Below are 16063 nucleotides of genomic sequence, written 5' to 3'. Positions count from 1 at the left end.
GTTCATGGGGTTCACCCACGGCGAAGGTTAATTGAACTGGCAGCGGCAGGGGCCCCAATCCCATCACCAACGGCATGCGGTATTTGTCCTCCGCGGCCAGGCGCACACACCACCGGTCCTCGTCCGGAGGCCAGAAGAAGGTGTCATCCACCCCGAAGCCGGCGAAGGGCACCACCGGCACCCCGGCCTGCATGGCCAGCCGGACGAAGCCCAGCGCGCTCTCCCACCGGAGCTGGTAGCGGCCCTGACTGCGTTTGAAGGTCTCCCGCGCGCCGCCCGGATAACAGACGACCAGCTGCCCCTCCTGGAGCGACCGGAGCGCGTTCTCCCGCGTCCCCTCCACCCCGCCCAGCCAGGGCAACACCGTGCGCACGAGGGGAATCTTGAAGAACCCCCGCTCCGCCAGCCCCAACGGATAGCGCCCCGTGGCCCGGTGCAGGAGGTGGAAGAAGGCGGGGGTCTCGTATCCCCAGACACCGTGATTGCCCACGAGCAGCAACGGCCCATGTCTGGGCAAATGTTCAGCTCCCACCAGCCGGGCGCGGTGATAGCGCGCGGACAGGGCGGCGCCGCCCTCCGCGAAACGGAACACGGCTTGCCGGACGCTGGTGAGTGGGTTTTCCACGGTGGAGCCAAGATGCAGCCGCCCTCGCAAGCCGGCACCCTGACACCAGGCGGCCGGGCAGGGGCTCAACCGCCGAAATCACCGGAAAAGGGCATGCACGCCAGCAGGCTGCCTTTCCCGGCGGGGGGATGGGTGCGGTTGTCTGCCCCCGGAGCCGTGCTGATGCTTGGGGGTATGGCCGGCCCATTCGACATCCTCCTGCATCAACATCGCGAGCTGGAGGAGCTGCTGGAGCGGCTGGCTTCGGAGGCGGACGCGGAGGAAATGACTCACGGTCAGGAGGCCCTGGCCCGCCTCCTGCGCCTGCACTCCCGCCTGGAGGAGCGCTGCGTCCATCCGCTGCTGACACGCGTGGAGGGCCGCACCCGCGCCCGCGAAGAGGCCGAGGACCACCTCACCCTGCGCGAGCTGATGGAGGAATTGCAGGAGCTGACGCCTCGCGGCGTCGAGTGGCAGGCGCGCCTTTTCACGCTGGAGGATCAGGTCGTGGCGCATGTGCAGGCCACCGAACATGGGGTGCTCCCCCGCCTGTCCGCGTCTCTAGACGCGGAGGAATTGGAGGAACTGGGACACGACCTCGCACTCACGTACGAGGAACTGCTGGATCGCTCGCAGCACCCCCCGGCCCCGGGTCGTGGAGCGTTGTTGGAACCCCTGCATTGGGATGCGTGAGAAGCGCCTGAAAGCGTCGCCGAGACCCATTTCCCGGGCCTTTCTCGCCTGCTGATACGCAGTGGCGTCACAACTTTTTATCGCTTCCTTCGACAATTGCCTTTCTGGAAGGTATTGGTACTTCGGCGTGCCGGTTCACGCCAAGGCAATGCTCCCCCCTTAAACCGAGGATTGGTCGAAATGTCAGTTGACAAGGCGTTCCGCGAGATGATTCGCAACGAGATTGAAGTGCAGCTCAAGCCCCTGCGCGACGTGGTGTCTCGTCTGGAGTCGGGCACGGCGGACCTGGATGCGCTGCGCAGCGTGGCCGAGCGTCTGGCGCCCCTGGCTCAGGTGGTGGGCCCCCTCTTCGGCGCGAACGCGCCCGCGGCTGGCAAGCCCGGTCGTCGTCCCGTGGGTCGTCCGGCGGGTCGTCCGTCGGTGAGCGCGCCGGTGGCGGCGGCGGGTGGCAAGCGCCGGGGCCGCAAGCCGGCGGTGGCGGAAGGCGGCGCCCGTGAGTGCGCCATCATGGGCTGCGGCAAGCCCAGCCGCACCAAGGGCTACTGCGCGGCGCACTACCAGAAGCTGCGGATGCTGGAGAAGACCAACCGCCGTCCTTCCGCGTGGTCCGACTACGCCAACCCCAACAGCGTGGAGGACATCAAGCTGCCCCGTGGCCGCGCCGCCTCCAAGGCGCTCGCGGAAGCCGCTCAGAAGAACGCTTAAGTTCTTCCGCAGTAGCAGTATCAGTCGCCCCGGCCCGGGCATATAGGTGGACCACGCCCTTCCGTCTGGAAGCACGTGGCAGGATTGACCGCGCGGAGGATGTGCTTGCGCCGCGAGGGGGTTGGTGTGCATGAGTGCCCGGGCCATGAACAAACGCGACCTGGAGCCTGGAATCGTCACGGACCTCGCGGGCCGGACGACTTATGGCGATTACCTGCAGTTGGACCGCCTTTTGTCCGCGCAGGTGCCCCGTTCCCAGCCTCCCCATCACGACGAGTTGTTGTTCATCGTCCAGCACCAGACGAGCGAGCTGTGGATGAAGCTGCTCATCCACGAGCTGTCCGCCTGCATCCGTTACATCCAGGCGGACCGGCTGGAGCCGTCGTTCAAGATCTTCGCGCGCGTCGCGCACATCCAACGGATGCTCTTCGAGCAGTGGAGCGTGCTGGAGACGCTCACGCCCAACGAGTACCTGGAGTTCCGCGACACGCTGGGCCACGCGTCAGGCTTCCAGAGCTTCCAGTACCGGGCGCTGGAGTTCCTTTTGGGCAACAAGGATGACGCGGCGCTGGGGCCCTTCAAGCACGTGCAGGGTGTGCACGCGGAGCTGGACCGCCTGCTGGAGTCGCCGGGCATCTACGACGAATTCCTGCGCCACCTGTCGCGCATGGGCCACGACATTCCCAGAAGCCACGTGGAGCGCGACTGGCGTCAGCCGTATGAGAAGAGCCCCCAGGTGATGGAGGTGTTCCGGCGCATCTACGAGGACACCGAGAAGCACTGGGACGCGTATGAGATGTGCGAGAAGCTGGTGGACACGGAGGAGCGGTTCCAGCTCTGGCGCTACCGGCACATGATGACGGTGATGCGCATCATCGGCTTCAAGCAGGGCACGGGCGGCTCGTCGGGCGTGGGCTTCCTGCGCAAGGCGCTGGACCTGCGCTTCTTCCCGGAGCTGTGGGACGTGCGCACGACGCTGACGCCGCCCGCGAAGCCCCGGGGCGCCTGAGCGCCCCATCCGCCCCGCTCGTGTCCCCGCATGCTCCGCGGACCGGCAGGGGCGGGGTGCCAGCCGGGGCGCGGGCTCCCTAGCTTGGGAGAGGTCAAATCCTCTCAACGCGCGAAGGAGCCACCATGGGTGAGCACGAAAGCCCCCGGAAGGAACCGCAGCTTCCGGAAGACGAACAGAAGAACAAGCGTCAGGCGGGAGACCGCCCCATTCCCACGCCAGGGCATATTGGCAATCTGCCAGATAATGGCGAGGGCCCGGGTGGCATTGGCATCAAGCTGCCCGAGGGCGGCGGCGACTGAGTGAAACATCCGGAAATGTTTCAGGCCCGGGGGCCCTTCCGGGGCTCCCGGCCGCCGGGGTACACGTGTCAGACGGGCATGAGAGTGTCCGGGCATGTCCCTACCTGCTAGGTTGTTCGTCCCAGAGATGACCCGAAAGCCCGCCACCTACGCCGACCTGGAAGCGCTCCCCTCGAATCAGGTGGGGGAGATCGTCAACGGGGAGCTGTACGCGAGCCCCCGGCCCGCGGCGCGGCATTCACTCGCGGCGTCGCATCTGCAAGGAGAGCTCCACGGTCCCTTCGACCGGGGCCGTGGAGGACCAGGGGGGTGGCTCTTCCTGTTCGAACCGGAGCTGCACCTGGGCAAGGACGTCCTGGTCCCCGACATCGCGGGTTGGCGCCGGGAGCGGATGCCCAAGGTGCCCGACGTCGTGGGCATCACGATGGCGCCGGATTGGCTGTGCGAGGTGATGTCCCCGTCGACGTTCCGGTTGGATCGGGCCCGGAAGCTGCCCATCTATGCCCGGGAGGGCGTCAAACACGTCTGGTTGGTGGACCCGCGCGAACACATGCTGGAGGTCTTCCGGCTGGAAGGCAGCCACTACCTGCTACTGGGGGCCTACGGGAACTCGGAGACCGTCCACGCGGAACCATTCGAGGCGCTTCCCCTGGAACTAAGGGTCCTGTGGGAGGACGTCGAGTAGGCTCTGACGCACCATGTCCGCGCCCGCCGGAATGACGCTGCTCTTCGAACAGGCCCACGTCCTCTGCTACCGCACGTTCGACATCGCGGAGGAGATAGACCTGGAGCGCGCGCGCAAGGCGCTCACGGAGGACTCGCGCCGCTTGAAGCTGTCTCGCGAGAACAGCCAGTACATCCAGCTGCCCAACCCGCCCGTCGCCTATGAGCTGGGCCGCAGGCCGCTCGCGCTGCGTGACGGTCCTGTCACGGTGGACGCCACCGCGCGCCTGTTCGACCACGGCGCCGCGTCCATCATCCTGCGCGTCCCCGTCGCTCCCGGCACCACCTGGGAGACGCTCACCCAGGTCGCGGATGAGCTCTATGACAGCCATGCCCTGGAGGACCTGGCGCGGGAGCTGGTGGAGGGCGTGCGCCGGACCATCGCCTCCGCCGTGCAGGGGCCGCACCTCTGGGACCAGAGCGAGAGCTACACCGTCATCTTCGCCGAACGCATCCAGGGCAACCCTTCCGCGGAGGAGCTGTTCCAGCGCGCGGACATCGCTCGGCTCCTGCTGGGAGAGAGCACCGCCGCGCCGCTCGCGCCGCGCGAGCGCGAGGCCGTCACCCAGGTGCGCTTCAGCTACACCGCCCACGACCTGGTCGTCGTCGACTGGAACAGCGCGTTCGTCTACGAGCCGTCCGGCTCGCGCGACATCCCGGACCTGTTGGAGATCGCCAACGCGCAGCTCCTGGAGTTCCGCTACTACGACGAGCGGTTGGACAAGCACATCGCGCGCATCCACGACGAGGTGCAGGCGCGCAAGCCCGGCTGGCTCACGCTGTTCCGCAGCCCGTACCGCAACCTGGCGCGCGAGACGCTGGGCACGCTCGTGGACCTCAACGAGTTCGTGGAGCGGGTGGAGAACAGCCTGAAAATCATCGGCGACTTCTACCTGGCCAAGGTCTACGAGGGCGCCGTGCGCCGCCTGCGCATCCCCGCGTGGCAGGCCTCCGTCACGCGCAAGCAACAGCTGCTCGCGCAGACCTATGGCCTGCTCAAGGGCGAGGTGGACATCGACCGTTCGCACGTCCTGGAAGTCATGATCGTCGCGTTGATCATCCTGGAAATCGTCATGGCCTTCAGCCGCGTGTTCGAGCACTGACGGCGAGCCGGCCAGGAACGCCGCGCGCCGCTCCCGTGGAGCGTCCGAAGGGACGACGGTCCCGTCGGGTGGGGGACGCGGGAAGGGACAAGACGTGGTGAGGGCTTCGCGGCGGCCGGGGTTGCGCTACGCTCCCGCGCTCGGGTGTGTGTGACGGAGGCTTCCGCGTGAGTGCATCGAACCCCCTCTTCGGTGATTTGCTGCTCAAGCTGGGCGTCGTCTCGCCGGGGCAGGTGCAGGAGGCGCTCGCGCTGCAGGCCCTCACCGGACAGCGCGTGGGAGAGGCGCTCATCTCCCTGGGCTACGTGTCACGCGAGCAGATTCAGGACGCATTGGGAGAGGCCCTGGGCTTGAACCACGAGAAGGGGCCCGCGCAGCCGCCCCTGGGCGAGCTGCTGGTGGGGCTCAAGTACGTGACGCTCGCGCAGCTGGATGAGGCGCTGGCTCGGCAGCGGCGCGACGGGCGGCGGCTGGGAGAGATACTGGTCGAGCTGGGCCACTGCACCTACAAGCAGATCTACGAAGCGCTGGGCGTGCAGAACCGCATCGTCGGCAGGCAGGACCTGCCACGTCCCGCGACGGAGGGGCGCCGCCGCGTGGTGGTGGTGGACGACAGCCCCCTGGCGTGCGCGTTCGTGCAGGAGGGGCTGGTGGCCCTGGGCTACGAGGTCCTCTGCTTCCAAGACCCGTACGAGGCGCTGGAGGGCATGGGGCGGCTGCAGGCGGCCATCGTGCTGAGCGACCTGGAGATGCCGGGGCTGGACGGCGTGGAGCTGTGCCGGCGGCTGAAGGAGGGCCCTCGCAGCGCCATCCCCGTCATCATGCTCACCGCCAACGACCGCGAGGCGGAGCGCGTGCGCGGCCTGCGCGCGGGCGCGGACGACTACGTGAACAAGTCCGCGTCCATGGACGAGCTGGCGGCCCGCATCGAGAGCGTGGTGCGCCGCACGGACGAGACGGAGCGCATGCGCAAGCTGTTCGCGCGCTACACGTCCGACGCGGTGGTGGAGGAGATCCTCAAGAGCGCGGACGCGGCGGTGCTCGCCGGCGAGAAGCGCGAGGTGACGGTGCTGTTCGCGGACATCCGCAACTTCACCGGCCTGGCGGAGAGCCTGCCTCCCGAACAGGTGGTGGCGGTGCTCAACCAGGTGCTGGGCCGGCTGTCGGACGCGGTGCTCACCTGCGGCGGCACGCTGGACAAGTTCCTGGGCGACGGGCTGATGGCCGTCTTCGGCGCGCCGGTGGGCCGCCCGGACGACGCGCTCCGGGGCCTGCAGTGCGCGAAGATGATGATGGAGGCCGTGGCGGAGCTGCGCGCCGTGGCGGAGGCCGAGTGGGTGGCCCACGGCCGCGAGGGCCGGCCCCTGGTGCTGGAGCTGGGCGTGGGGTTGAACTCGGGCGTGGTGGTGTCCGGCAACATCGGCGGCGCGATGCGGGCCGAGTACACCTGCATCGGCGACGCGGTGAACGTGGCCGCGCGGCTGTGCGCGCTGGCCGGGCCGGGGGAAATCCTGGTGGGCGAGCGCACGCGCGAGCTGGTGGACGCGAACGAGACCGCCTTCGAGGACCTGCCGCCGGTGCGCTTGAAAGGCAAGCAGCAGCCGGTGCCGCTTTACCGCGCCCTCTGACGCGGTAGGCGGTAGGGTGGATGGGCCATGGCCGCCACTCCCGCCTCGTCCGCCGTCCCCGAGAAGTCCCGCCGCTCCCCGCTGCCCTGGGTGGCGGTGGTGTTCGTGGTGGCGCTCGTCGTGGCCCTGGTGCTCACCGCCTTCCGCCACCGCGACCCCGAGCAGGCCCAGCACATCCACGCCGACTTCACCCTCATCCTGGGCGCGCTGGAGCGCTACCGCGCGGACCACGGGGGGCAGCTGCCGGAGGAGGGGGACCTGGACGCGCTGCTGGTGCCCCGCTACCTCCACGCCGTGCCCCTGGACCCCTGGGGCCGGCCGTACCACTACGCGAGCAGCGCGCAGGGCGTGTTCCTGTCCAGCTTCGGCCGCGAGAACCAGCGCGGCGGCGTGGGCGACAACCAGGACCACACCAACCACGACGGGCACCAGCAGCTCCTGCGCTAGGGAGGGCCCCGCCGCCGGGACGCCCCGCCCTGCCAGGCAGGCAGGCCGGCATGCACGGGCCGCACGTCACCGGGCGTCCGGCGTGCGCATCCTTCGTGGCGAGGGGAGGCTCCAGCGGGCATCGCCTCCTCGGGGGGCCCCGCCATGGCCATCATCTGCGCAACCAACCTGTCCGCCGACGCCGCGCACGCGGCCACCGTCGCGGCGACGCTCGCCGGCCGCCTGGGAGAGCCCCTGCTGCTCCTGGGGGTGGATGACGAAGTGCCTGACGCGGAGGCCCCGGACGCCCTGTCCGCGGCGGAAGGGGGGCTGGCCGCGGAGGCCGCGCGCCTGAGGCCGCTCGCGGGCATGGTGGAGCCGCGCATGCAGCGGGGTGCCTCCGTGGAGACGCTGCTGGGGGACGAGGAGTGCCGCAGCGCCCGGCTGGTGGTGGTGGCCGCGGAGGGCTGGCGCACGTCCCCCTGGCGCAAGACGTCCCTGGCGGAGCGCCTGGCCCGCCACGGCTGCGCCCCGGTGCTGGCGGTGCGCCGGGACACGGCGCTCCTGGACTGGGCCCGCGGCCGGCGCCGGCTGCTGGTGATGGTGGGGGTGGACCCCCGCTCCTCCACGTCCGACGCGGCCATCACCTTCCTGCGGGAGCTGCGGCGCGTGGGCGGGTGTGACGTGCTGGCCGCGTACGTGTGTTCACCGCTGGAGGAGCGCGAGCGGCTGGGCGTCCACACCCCCGTGCACGTGGAGCGGCTGGACGCGCGCGAGCGCACCATGGAGGGGCTGGAGCCGCTGGTGGAGCGCGTGCTCCAGCGCGAGGTGCGCGAGCGCCTGGGGGACCTGGAGGGGGAGGGCCGCGTGGAGGTGGTGCTGGAGCCCGGCTATGGCCGCCCGGCGGACCACCTGCTGCACGTGGCCCATGCGCGCAGCGCGGAGCTGACGGTGGTGGGCATGCACCTGCGCGGCGGGGTGCAGCGGCTGTGGCACGGCTCCGTGTCGGAAGGGGTGCTGCGCCACGCGGAGCGCTCCGTGGCGTGCATCCCTCCCGGAGCGCGCGAACCTCGCCGGCTTCCTCCGCCCCGGAGCGCGCTGGTGCCGGTGGACTTCACCCTCGCCTCCGGACAGGCCATCGCGCAGGCGTGCTCACTGGTGGGGCCGGGCGGCCGCGTGCACCTGCTGCACGTGCACCGGCTCCGGGGCCGCGAGCGGGGCCCCCGGGACTTCCACGGCGTGCTCCCGGAGCCGGACAGCGAGCGGGACCGGGTGCTGAACCGGCTCTGGGCGCAGGTGCCCGGGGACACGGTCGCGCGGGCGGTGCACTGGAGCGTGGAGGGGGTCAGCGGAGACGACGTCGCCATCGCCATCTGCCAGGCCACGGAGCGCGAGGGCGTGGACCTGGTGTGCGTGGGCACGTCCGCCCACCGCGAAGTGGTTCCGGACGTGCTGGAGGAGGCGGTGGCGCGCGAGCTGGTGCTGCGCTGCCGCAGGCCCGTGATGGTGGTGCCTTCCGTTTGACCCGGGAACGGGCGTCCAGTGAGTGGGCTCCTCGCGGAACGGGTCCCTGTTTTTTTCCCACGCGTAAGGGATTGAACAGGCGACCCTGGAGGGCGTTAGACTTTGGGAGGACCCGCTTTCCCAGAAGGGTAGGGCATCCCGTGGCTCTTCGCGGTTATCGAGAAGAGGACCTCGTCTCCAACCGTGCATCGTTGATCATCCACGGAGGTACCGAGGATGAGCGCAGGGCCTGGGCGGAGGAAGCCGCGCGCAACTTCGGCGTCCCGCTCACGGAGGTGCGCCAGGGCTCGGAGCTGGCCGGAGCGCTCCGTCAGCCCAACGGCGTGGTGTTCATCGCGGACGCGGGGAAGCTGCCGCTGGACGCCCAGGGCCTCATCCTGCGCTGCCTCCAGATGCAGGAGGAGCGGCCCAAGGTGGTGGTGGGCGTGTCCGGCACCGCGATGGCCGCCCTCACCCGGGGCACGCTGCGCGAGGACCTGCACTACCGGCTGAATCAGGCGCAGGTGGACCTGCAGACGGATGGCCTGAGGGACGCGCTCAAGCGCCGCTGGGCGCAGCAGGCGGAGCAGCTGGCCGTGCGCGCCGCGGCGCTGAAGGCCGCCGAGGAGAAGGAGCGCGCCGCCGCGGTGGCCCGCCGCCCGGGCTCCGTCACCCGCATCCTGCCCAAGCGCAAGGCCCAGGCCACCGTGCGCAAGGGCGCGCCCCGCAACGCGGTCCGCTGAAACCCGGGGGTTTCCAGAGGGAGCGGGGAGCCGTCCGGGGCGGGGAATGGGTACTACTGGAAAGATGGGCTAGAGTTGTTCCCAGCCGTCTTTCCTCTCCTCTCCGGAGCGAAACCGCAATGTCCCAGCAAGCCCCTGGCAAGAAGCGTGGTCTGTCCCGTCCCGTGGAAGTCGTTCGCGCGGAGCTCCTCAAGGATCCCGAGACGAAGCGCATCGCGGATGCCGTGGGCATGAAGCTGGAGGACTACGTCGAGCTGGTGCTCGAGTACGCGCAGGACAAGGACAAGGAGCCCATGCTCAACGTCGTGTCCGACGAGGAGCTGAAGGCGAACGGCTTCCCCGTACACACGGTGGAGGAGGTCGGTGAGTTCCTGGTCGCGGGCGCCAAGGGTGAGCTGCCCGGTCAGGGCAACCCCTTCGCCAAGTCCGAGTTCGAGGCCAGCAAGGGCGGCACCGCCGGCAAGCCGAGCCTGAACCCCGCGGCCGAGGGCGCCCCCCAGACGCCGCAGGACGAGGCGAAGCGCCAGGAGCTGCTGGAGCAGATGAAGAAGGGCGGCGGCGGAACCCGCGGCTGAGGTCGCCCGGAATCCCCGTGAAATAGATCGGAAAATGGGGAGGAAACATTTTCCTCCCCCCTCCGAGAATCCTTTTGAAGCTTCACTGCGGCACACACTCTCCAAACCAGATTCAGTAGGGGGTTTCACCATGGGCGGCATCGGCAAGGTTGTCAGCAGCGTCGCGAAGACGGTCTCCAACATCGCTGGCGGCGTCGCGAACATCGCGGGCAAGGCGCTGAACTTCGTGCAGAACCCCATGGGCGCCATCACCGGCGGCCTGAAGGGTCTCGCCGGCGGCCTCCTGGACAAGCTCCCGTTCGGCCTGGGCAAGCTGGCGAAGCCGTTCGTGGACAAGTTCATCGACTCCGGCGCGTCCCTGCTCGCCAAGGGCCCCCTGGCCGGTCTGTCCCAGCTGACCAAGTTCGCCCCCACCGTGAAGTCCATCGCGGACATCGCGACCACCGTGAAGCAGGGCGCGGACCAGGTCGGCGCGCTGGCCTCCCAGCCCGCGCAGCAGAACGTGCAGAACCTGTTCGCCCACGCGCAGGCTGCGCTGACCAACTGAGTTCCCCGCTGAAGCTGGCGTGACTCATGCACGAAGGCCGGTACTCACCGCGAGGTGGGGGCCGGCCTTTCGGCTTTGCGGGCCAACGCCGCGCGAGGCACGAGGGTCGGTCCTCCGTCCGTCATGGGCGGGGCGCCGGCCCTTCGGTTTTGAAGGCTCCCGTTGCGGCTCCGTGACGGCTCCGATGTCGGCTCCGTTGCGGGCTCGGGCCCGAGTGAGATGTGACCCAGCATGGCGCACCCGGAGTATGGGCGCGATCAGGAAGCGGCGCGGCTCAGCCTTCTTCGCGGGTGATGCGGAAGGCGTCGGTCTCCAGCTTCTGGGTCGCCTCGGGGTCCGCGCTGTCGTAGTAGCCGCGAATCTCTCCGGTGCCGTCCACCAGCACGAAGTGGGTGCCGTGGAAGATGGAGAGCAGGTCGTCCTCGGGGGCGCCGGCCTCGCGGCCCATGCTGATCTTGAAGCCCTGGACGATGGTGTCCTTGAGGGTGGCGTAGTCGCCGGTGAGGAAGTTCCAGCGGGTGAAGTCCGCCTGGTACTTCTTCCCGTACTCGGCCAGCCGCTCCGGGGTGTCGTAGGCCGGATCCACGGAGAAGGACACCAGCTGGAGATCCGTCCCCAGCTTCGAGGTGTGCTCCTGCACGCGCGCCATCTTCTGCGTGAAGACGGGGCAGACGGTGGGGCAGCGGGTGAAGATGAAGTTGGCGATGAACGGGTGGCCGCGGAGCTGCTTCAACCCGAAGGGCTGTCCGTCCTGCCGCGTGAAGGTGAAGTCCGGCAGCGCGCCCAGGCGGGGCGGCGGCTGGGAACGGCCCTGCACCAGGTCGTGGACCGCCACCCCCATGAAGCCGAGCGACGCCACGGCGATGCCCGCCCAGACCCAGGAGCGGCGGACGGGACGGGAGCGGGGTGCGGCGGACGGGGAGGGCGATTCGACGGACATGCGTCGGCACGTACGGCATCAGCGGGGGGCGCACAAGCGCCGGGCCTGACGGGGTAGGGGCTGGCCGCATGCGAGGCATGAGGGAGAGTGGCCGCTTCGCGGCGGGCAGGGTGCGCCTTGAGGGGACGTTGGGTGCGTGCTAGCCCGGAGGTCGTGGCCCATGCCCTCTTCCAGCCCCCGGGTGGACGCACTTCGCCGGGCAGGTGGGGAGGCTTCCGGTCGCTGGCGGGGTCCGGGCCGTGGCTCGGACTCGTCGGAGGGCTGGTGCCGGCGGCGGTGTTGGCGTGCCCCTCGTGCACGGCCCGTGCGCCGGAGTCCCCGGGTGGGGCGGGCGAGCTGTTGCTGGCGCTGATGCTGGTGCCCTTCGCGCTGGTGGGCGTGGGGCTCTGGGCGGCCTGGCGGGCGGGGCGAGATGCGCCAGGAGCAGAGCGGGCTTCGGCCCCCGTGGAACAGGAGCATCCGTGATGGCGGAGTCCCCGGCGTTATCCCCGTCGTCCCCCAGCGACGTCGCGCCGCCGGATGCGCAGGCGCCCCTGGCGGTGCCGCCCGCGCGTGGTGCCTGGAGCCTGGCGCCGCCGGAGAACGCGAGCGCGACGGGCGACCGCATCGACGCGCTGCTGGCCACGAGCCATGGCTTCGACATGGCGCTGGCGGCGGTGATGCTCGGGTGGATGTTGCTGGCGGTGGTGCGTTTTCGGGGTGCCCGGAAGGTGGCGCCGGACGGAGGCACGCGTCGCTCGCGGGCGTGGGTGCTGGGGCTGGCCCTGGGCGTGTTCGGCGTGGTGGACGGGACGCTGTTCCTGGGCTCCCAGGGCTACCTGAACGACGTGCTCTGGAACTTCCGCGTCCCCACGGAGGATCCGCGCACGGTGCGCGTCCAGATCAACGCGCACCAGTGGTCGTGGGAGGCGCGGTACGCGGGCGCGGACGGGGCGTTCGGCACGAAGGACGACGTGGTGACGTGGAACGACCTGCGCGTGCCGGCGGACGTGCCCGTCTGGGTGCAGCTGGTCTCCACGGACGTGGTGCACGGGTTCTCGCTGCCCGCTTTCCGAGTGAAGCTGGACGCCATTCCGGGCCGCGTGAACCAGACGTGGTTCCAGGCTGCTCGCGAGGGCTCGTGGGAGGTGGCCTGCTACCAGCACTGCGGCACCAGCCACTACCGGATGCGCGGGATGCTGACGGCGCTGTCCCCGGAGGCGTACGCGGCGTGGCTGCGCGAGGCGAGCCTCAAGGCGGTGCAGGGCTACGACCCGGATGACACCGCGGCCCACTGGGGCTGGGTGTGGAGGACGCCATGAAGGCGGGGGCGCTGCTGAAGTCGCTCTGGACGACGGACCCGCAGCGCGTGGCGCGGCAGTACCTGTGGGGCGGGTTCCTGTTCCTGCTGGTGGGCGGCCTGCTGGCCATGCTCATCCGCTTCCAGTGGGCGTGGCCCGGGCAGCCGGTGCCGGGGCTCGCGTGGGTGCTGCCCGAGTCGAAGGGCGCGCTCACTCCGCCCACGTACACGGCCGTGTTCACGATGCACGGCCTGTTGATGATCTTCTTCGCGGTGACGCCGCTGCTCTTCGGCGCGCTGGGGCACTTCGTGCTGCCGCTGGCCATTGGCTCCAAGCAGATGGCGTTCCCCCGGCTGTCGCCGCTCGGCTTCTGGGCCTACGCGGTGGGCGGCGCGCTGATGCTGGTGTCGTTCGTGGTGCGGCTGGGGCCGGCGAGCGCGGGGTGGACGTCGTATCCGCCGCTGGCGACGCCCGCGTTCACGCCGGGGCTGGGGCAGACGCTGGTGACGGTGGCGGTGCTGTGCGTGGGCGTGTCCGCGTTCCTGTACGGGCTCAACTTCGTCGTCACGGTGGTGCGCTGCCGGGCGCCGGGGATGACGTGGGGCCGGATGCCGCTGGTGGTGTGGGGGCTGTTCTACGGCGCGGTGCTCAACGTGCTGTTCGTGCCGGTGCTGGCGGCGGCCACGGTGCTGCTGTTGTTGGACCGGGTGGCGGGCACGCAGTTCTTCATCGCGGGCGCGGCGGCGGTGGGCGGGGGCGGCGACCCGCTGGTGTACCAGCACCTGTTCTGGCTGTTCGGCCACCCGGAGGTCTACATCCTCATCCTGCCCGCGTGGGGCATGGTGGGGGACTTCGTGGCGTTCTTCAGCCGCAAGCCCGCGCACGGCTACCGGATGACGGCGGGGGCCATGGGCGTGGTGACGGCGCTGAGCGGCGCGGTGTACGCGCACCACCTGTTCACCAGCGGGATGGCGCCGGTGCTGGGGCGCACGTTCATGGTGTTGACGCTGCTCATCTCGCTGCCGGCGCAGGTGATGTTCCTCAACTGGCTGATGACGCTGTGGCGGGGCAGCGTGCGGCTCACGTCTCCGATGCTCGCGGCCCTGGCGACGATGATTGTCTTCGGCCTGGGCGGCATCACGGGGCTGGCGCTGGGCGCGGTAGCGACGGACGTGCCGCTGCACGGGACGATGTGGGTGGTGGGGCACTTCCACCTGACGATGGGCGCGGCCAGCTTCCTCGCGGTGTTCGCGGGGCTCTACTTCTGGTTCCCCCGCATGTACGGGCGCACGTTGGACGAGCGCATGGCCAAGGTGCACGTGCTCCTCAGCGCGGTGCTGTTCATCGCCGTCTTCGGTGGCCAGCTGGTGGCGGGCTACGCGGGGCAGCTGCGGAGGCTCTACGACCCGTACCAGTACACGTTCCTCGCGCACCTGCTCACGTTGAACCGGTGGACCAGCTGGGCCGCGTTCGCGCTGGGCGCGGTGCAGCTGGTGTTCGTGGTGAACCTGGTGCGGACGCTCAAGTGGGGCCGGGCCGCGGAGCCGAACCCGTGGCGGGTGGGCACGCTGGAGTGGATGGACGCGGGTCCTGGCGCCGTGGTGCTGCGCGGGCCGCATGCGCTGTCGCAACCGGAAGTGCAGGAGCAACTGGGTCGCGATTGGATTGGTCAGGCGGAGCCGCTGCCCTCGGGTGTACCCGTGGCGGAGCCGGTGGCGACGCCTGTGCCCGGGGTGGAGGGCGCCGTCTAGCGGTGCTCCCAGAGGTCCACGCCGCCGCCGTCACCCGCGGGGAAGCGGCGGACGAAGCGCTGCTTGAACCAGGGGCGGCTCTGCGGCGTGAGCTGCCACTCTCCCCGCCAGCCGAGGACGACGAAGCGACAGGAGCCCAGCATGATGCGCAGGGCCTGCTGGGCCTCATCGGCGGAGAGGGCCTCGTCGGTGGTCTCGAAGCGGTCGCCGGAGCTCATGGCGTCCTGGAGCATGGTGGCGTAGCCGTCCACGATGGGCGTGGCGCCCGAGGGGAGCCGGCCCGCCGCGAGCGCCCAGCCTGGCTCGAAGGAGAAGAGGCACGCATCGGGCGGCACGTCGGCGCGGATGTGCTTCGCGAGCGCCACCACGTCCGGGGCCTGCAGTTGGGCGCTCTGGTAGACGTGCCGCGCGCCGGGGACGAACGCGGCGGCGAGCAGCAGCGCGGCCACGGCGCGTGAGGCCGTGCGGCCCCAGCGGGTGCAGAAGGCGTGGAGCACGGAAGCGCCCAGGCCCGCGAGCACGGCCTCCGAAGCGGCGAGGTGCGCGTTGTACTGGTTCCAGTAGGTCCGTGACGCGAGGAACAGGACCACGCTGAGGACGAACGTGCAGGCGAAGAAGCGCGCGGCGGGGCGGTGCTCCGGAGCGGCACGGAAGGCGCGCACGCACGCGGTGCCCAGGCCCACGAGGGCGAGGAGGACTCCGCCCCAACGGCGCTCATGGAAGATCTCTCGCAGGCGGAGCCAGCGGTCCAGTTCACCGTCCGGCGGGCGCGCGGCCTGGAAGGTGATGACGTCGCGGATGAACTCGGAAGGGGCGAGCGCGGCCAGGGGGCCCACGACGACGGCGAAGGTGGCGAACGCGACGAGCACGGGCAGGAGTGCGTGACGCCAGGACTCCTTCCCCGGGCGTGAGAGCAGCGCGGCGATGAGCCACAGTCCTCCCGGAAGCTTCACGGAGATGGCGAGGCCCAGGAGCACGCCCGCGCCGATGCGGCGTGCTCGGGAGTGGGTGCCGGAGGTGAGCCAGAGGTTCGCGAAGCCCAGGCACAGGACGTTGAGCAGGGGCTCGAGGAAGGTGCCGCGCTCGACGATGGCGGCCTCCGGATACGCGGCATAGGCGAGCGCGGCCACGCAGCCCGCGAGCGGACCCCAGGCGCGCCAGGCGACCCGGCCGGCGAGGAACACGCACAGCGCGCCCACGACGGCGGCGAGGTAGCGGGTGATGCCGTAGGCGGTGGCAGCGTCGAGTCCCAGCGTGAGCGCGGCGCCAGGAGCCCAGAGCAGGAGGCTTCCGGGCGGGTGCACGAAGATGAAGTCGCGGTAGGGCAGGTCCCCGCGCAGCAGGAGCGACGCGGCGGAGAAGTACACGCCCTCGTCGTAGTCCATGGGGTAGCCCATGGCGCCGGAGCGATGGAAGAACGCCAGCGCGCGCAGCACCCAGGCGCCCAGCGCCACGATGATCAACGGCCAGACGTCCAGGCCCCTCGAGGCGCGAGGAGGGACGGACGGGGACGGCGCTGCGAGCGGAGTGG

Annotated in this window: 18 protein-coding genes; 15 read left to right on the top strand and 3 right to left on the bottom strand. The window is 70.4% G+C overall.

The genetic code is table 11. The annotated features are described in order from the left end of the window. Positions 1-625, bottom strand: a 625-nt coding sequence (locus D7V77_RS19195) for a lysophospholipid acyltransferase family protein (protein ID WP_147452101.1), incomplete at its 3' end; no start/stop codon positions are given. A 174-nt stretch (positions 626-799) separates the two neighbouring features. Here D7V77_RS19195 and D7V77_RS19190 point away from each other — a divergent pair. The 12 genes from D7V77_RS19190 (at position 800) to D7V77_RS19135 (ending at position 10561) form a co-directional block, all read left to right on the top strand. Next, positions 800-1297, top strand: coding sequence for a hemerythrin domain-containing protein (locus tag D7V77_RS19190; RefSeq protein ID WP_233597101.1), 498 nt, complete (start codon positions 800-802; stop codon positions 1295-1297). 180 nt (positions 1298-1477) lie between these two features. Further along, the gene (locus D7V77_RS19185) at positions 1478-2002 is read left to right on the top strand and encodes a cell wall protein (protein WP_120577733.1); all 525 of its coding nucleotides are present in this window, start codon (positions 1478-1480) and stop codon (positions 2000-2002) included. 145 nt (positions 2003-2147) lie between these two features. Beyond that, positions 2148-3011, top strand: coding sequence for a tryptophan 2,3-dioxygenase (locus D7V77_RS19180; RefSeq protein WP_120577732.1), 864 nt, complete (start codon positions 2148-2150; stop codon positions 3009-3011). 125 nt (positions 3012-3136) lie between these two features. Then, positions 3137-3313, top strand: a complete 177-nt coding sequence (locus tag D7V77_RS43770) for a hypothetical protein (protein WP_158620633.1) — start codon at positions 3137-3139, stop codon at positions 3311-3313. Positions 3314-3440: 127 nt separating this feature from the next. Next, a complete protein-coding gene (locus D7V77_RS19170) occupies positions 3441-3998 on the top strand; it encodes a Uma2 family endonuclease (protein WP_120577738.1) in 558 nt (185 codons plus the stop codon). Between the two features lie 13 nt (positions 3999-4011). Continuing rightward, entirely contained in the window at positions 4012-5139 is a 1128-nt protein-coding gene (locus D7V77_RS19165) for a hypothetical protein (protein WP_120577730.1), read from the top strand. 167 nt (positions 5140-5306) lie between these two features. After that, positions 5307-6767: an adenylate/guanylate cyclase domain-containing protein gene (locus tag D7V77_RS19160; RefSeq protein WP_120577729.1), complete on the top strand. Its 1461-nt coding sequence runs from the start codon at positions 5307-5309 to the stop codon at positions 6765-6767. Positions 6768-6794: 27 nt separating this feature from the next. Then, positions 6795-7214 (top strand): type II secretion system protein GspG, encoded by a 420-nt coding sequence (locus D7V77_RS19155; protein ID WP_120577728.1) that lies wholly within the window; start codon positions 6795-6797, stop codon positions 7212-7214. Positions 7215-7358: 144 nt separating this feature from the next. Further along, positions 7359-8717, top strand: a complete 1359-nt coding sequence (locus D7V77_RS19150; RefSeq protein WP_120577727.1) for a universal stress protein — start codon at positions 7359-7361, stop codon at positions 8715-8717. A 140-nt stretch (positions 8718-8857) separates the two neighbouring features. Then, entirely contained in the window at positions 8858-9439 is a 582-nt protein-coding gene (locus D7V77_RS19145) for a Fis family transcriptional regulator (protein WP_120577726.1), read from the top strand. A 119-nt stretch (positions 9440-9558) separates the two neighbouring features. Further along, positions 9559-10014 carry a hypothetical protein gene (locus D7V77_RS19140; RefSeq protein ID WP_120577725.1) on the top strand — a complete coding sequence of 152 codons (456 nt, stop codon included), beginning with the start codon at positions 9559-9561 and terminating at the stop codon, positions 10012-10014. A 130-nt stretch (positions 10015-10144) separates the two neighbouring features. After that, positions 10145-10561 carry a hypothetical protein gene (locus D7V77_RS19135; protein WP_120577724.1) on the top strand — a complete coding sequence of 139 codons (417 nt, stop codon included), beginning with the start codon at positions 10145-10147 and terminating at the stop codon, positions 10559-10561. Between the two features lie 274 nt (positions 10562-10835). Here the strand turns inward: D7V77_RS19135 and D7V77_RS19130 are convergent, their stop codons facing one another. Then, a complete protein-coding gene (locus D7V77_RS19130; RefSeq protein WP_233597100.1) occupies positions 10836-11501 on the bottom strand; it encodes an SCO family protein in 666 nt (221 codons plus the stop codon). A 132-nt stretch (positions 11502-11633) separates the two neighbouring features. Here D7V77_RS19130 and D7V77_RS43295 point away from each other — a divergent pair, with 132 nt between their 5' ends. The 3 genes from D7V77_RS43295 to D7V77_RS19115 are packed head-to-tail and all read left to right on the top strand — an operon-like array spanning position 11634 to position 14532. Then, positions 11634-11966 (top strand): hypothetical protein, encoded by a 333-nt coding sequence (locus D7V77_RS43295; RefSeq protein WP_139923132.1) that lies wholly within the window; start codon positions 11634-11636, stop codon positions 11964-11966. Further along, on the top strand, positions 11966-12802 hold the full coding sequence (locus D7V77_RS19120; RefSeq protein ID WP_120577722.1) for a cytochrome c oxidase subunit II: 837 nt from the start codon (positions 11966-11968) through the stop codon (positions 12800-12802). Before D7V77_RS43295 ends, D7V77_RS19120 begins: the two co-directional genes overlap by 1 nt. Beyond that, positions 12799-14532, top strand: a complete 1734-nt coding sequence (locus D7V77_RS19115) for a cbb3-type cytochrome c oxidase subunit I (RefSeq protein ID WP_120577737.1) — start codon at positions 12799-12801, stop codon at positions 14530-14532. The genes D7V77_RS19120 and D7V77_RS19115 overlap by 4 nt, the downstream gene beginning before the upstream one ends. On the opposite strand, the gene D7V77_RS19110 is transcribed toward D7V77_RS19115, so the two are convergent. Then, a complete protein-coding gene (locus D7V77_RS19110) occupies positions 14529-15986 on the bottom strand; it encodes a glycosyltransferase family 39 protein (protein WP_233597103.1) in 1458 nt (485 codons plus the stop codon). The two genes, D7V77_RS19115 and D7V77_RS19110, sit on opposite strands and share 4 nt — an antisense overlap. Positions 15987-16063 lie beyond the last annotated feature (77 nt).

The sequence above is a fragment of the Corallococcus sp. CA041A genome (assembly GCF_003612075.1).
In the GTDB taxonomy this organism is placed as follows: Bacteria; Myxococcota; Myxococcia; order Myxococcales; family Myxococcaceae; genus Corallococcus; species Corallococcus exiguus.
This window is presented reverse-complemented; position numbering and strand designations above follow the sequence as displayed.

Coding starts and splice junctions, on each gene's coding strand:
- D7V77_RS19135 (WP_120577724.1), top strand. CDS start 10,145: ATGGGCGGCATCGGCAAGGTTGTCAGCAGCGTCGCGAAGACGGTCTCC.
- D7V77_RS19165 (WP_120577730.1), top strand. CDS start 4,012: ATGTCCGCGCCCGCCGGAATGACGCTGCTCTTCGAACAGGCCCACGTC.
- D7V77_RS19120 (WP_120577722.1), top strand. CDS start 11,966: ATGGCGGAGTCCCCGGCGTTATCCCCGTCGTCCCCCAGCGACGTCGCG.
- D7V77_RS19140 (WP_120577725.1), top strand. CDS start 9,559: ATGTCCCAGCAAGCCCCTGGCAAGAAGCGTGGTCTGTCCCGTCCCGTG.
- D7V77_RS19170 (WP_120577738.1), top strand. CDS start 3,441: ATGACCCGAAAGCCCGCCACCTACGCCGACCTGGAAGCGCTCCCCTCG.
- D7V77_RS19185 (WP_120577733.1), top strand. CDS start 1,478: ATGTCAGTTGACAAGGCGTTCCGCGAGATGATTCGCAACGAGATTGAA.
- D7V77_RS19190 (WP_233597101.1), top strand. CDS start 800: ATGGCCGGCCCATTCGACATCCTCCTGCATCAACATCGCGAGCTGGAG.
- D7V77_RS19180 (WP_120577732.1), top strand. CDS start 2,148: ATGAACAAACGCGACCTGGAGCCTGGAATCGTCACGGACCTCGCGGGC.
- D7V77_RS19115 (WP_120577737.1), top strand. CDS start 12,799: ATGAAGGCGGGGGCGCTGCTGAAGTCGCTCTGGACGACGGACCCGCAG.
- D7V77_RS19150 (WP_120577727.1), top strand. CDS start 7,359: ATGGCCATCATCTGCGCAACCAACCTGTCCGCCGACGCCGCGCACGCG.
- D7V77_RS19130 (WP_233597100.1), bottom strand. CDS start 11,501: ATGTCCGTCGAATCGCCCTCCCCGTCCGCCGCACCCCGCTCCCGTCCC.
- D7V77_RS43770 (WP_158620633.1), top strand. CDS start 3,137: ATGGGTGAGCACGAAAGCCCCCGGAAGGAACCGCAGCTTCCGGAAGAC.
- D7V77_RS19155 (WP_120577728.1), top strand. CDS start 6,795: ATGGCCGCCACTCCCGCCTCGTCCGCCGTCCCCGAGAAGTCCCGCCGC.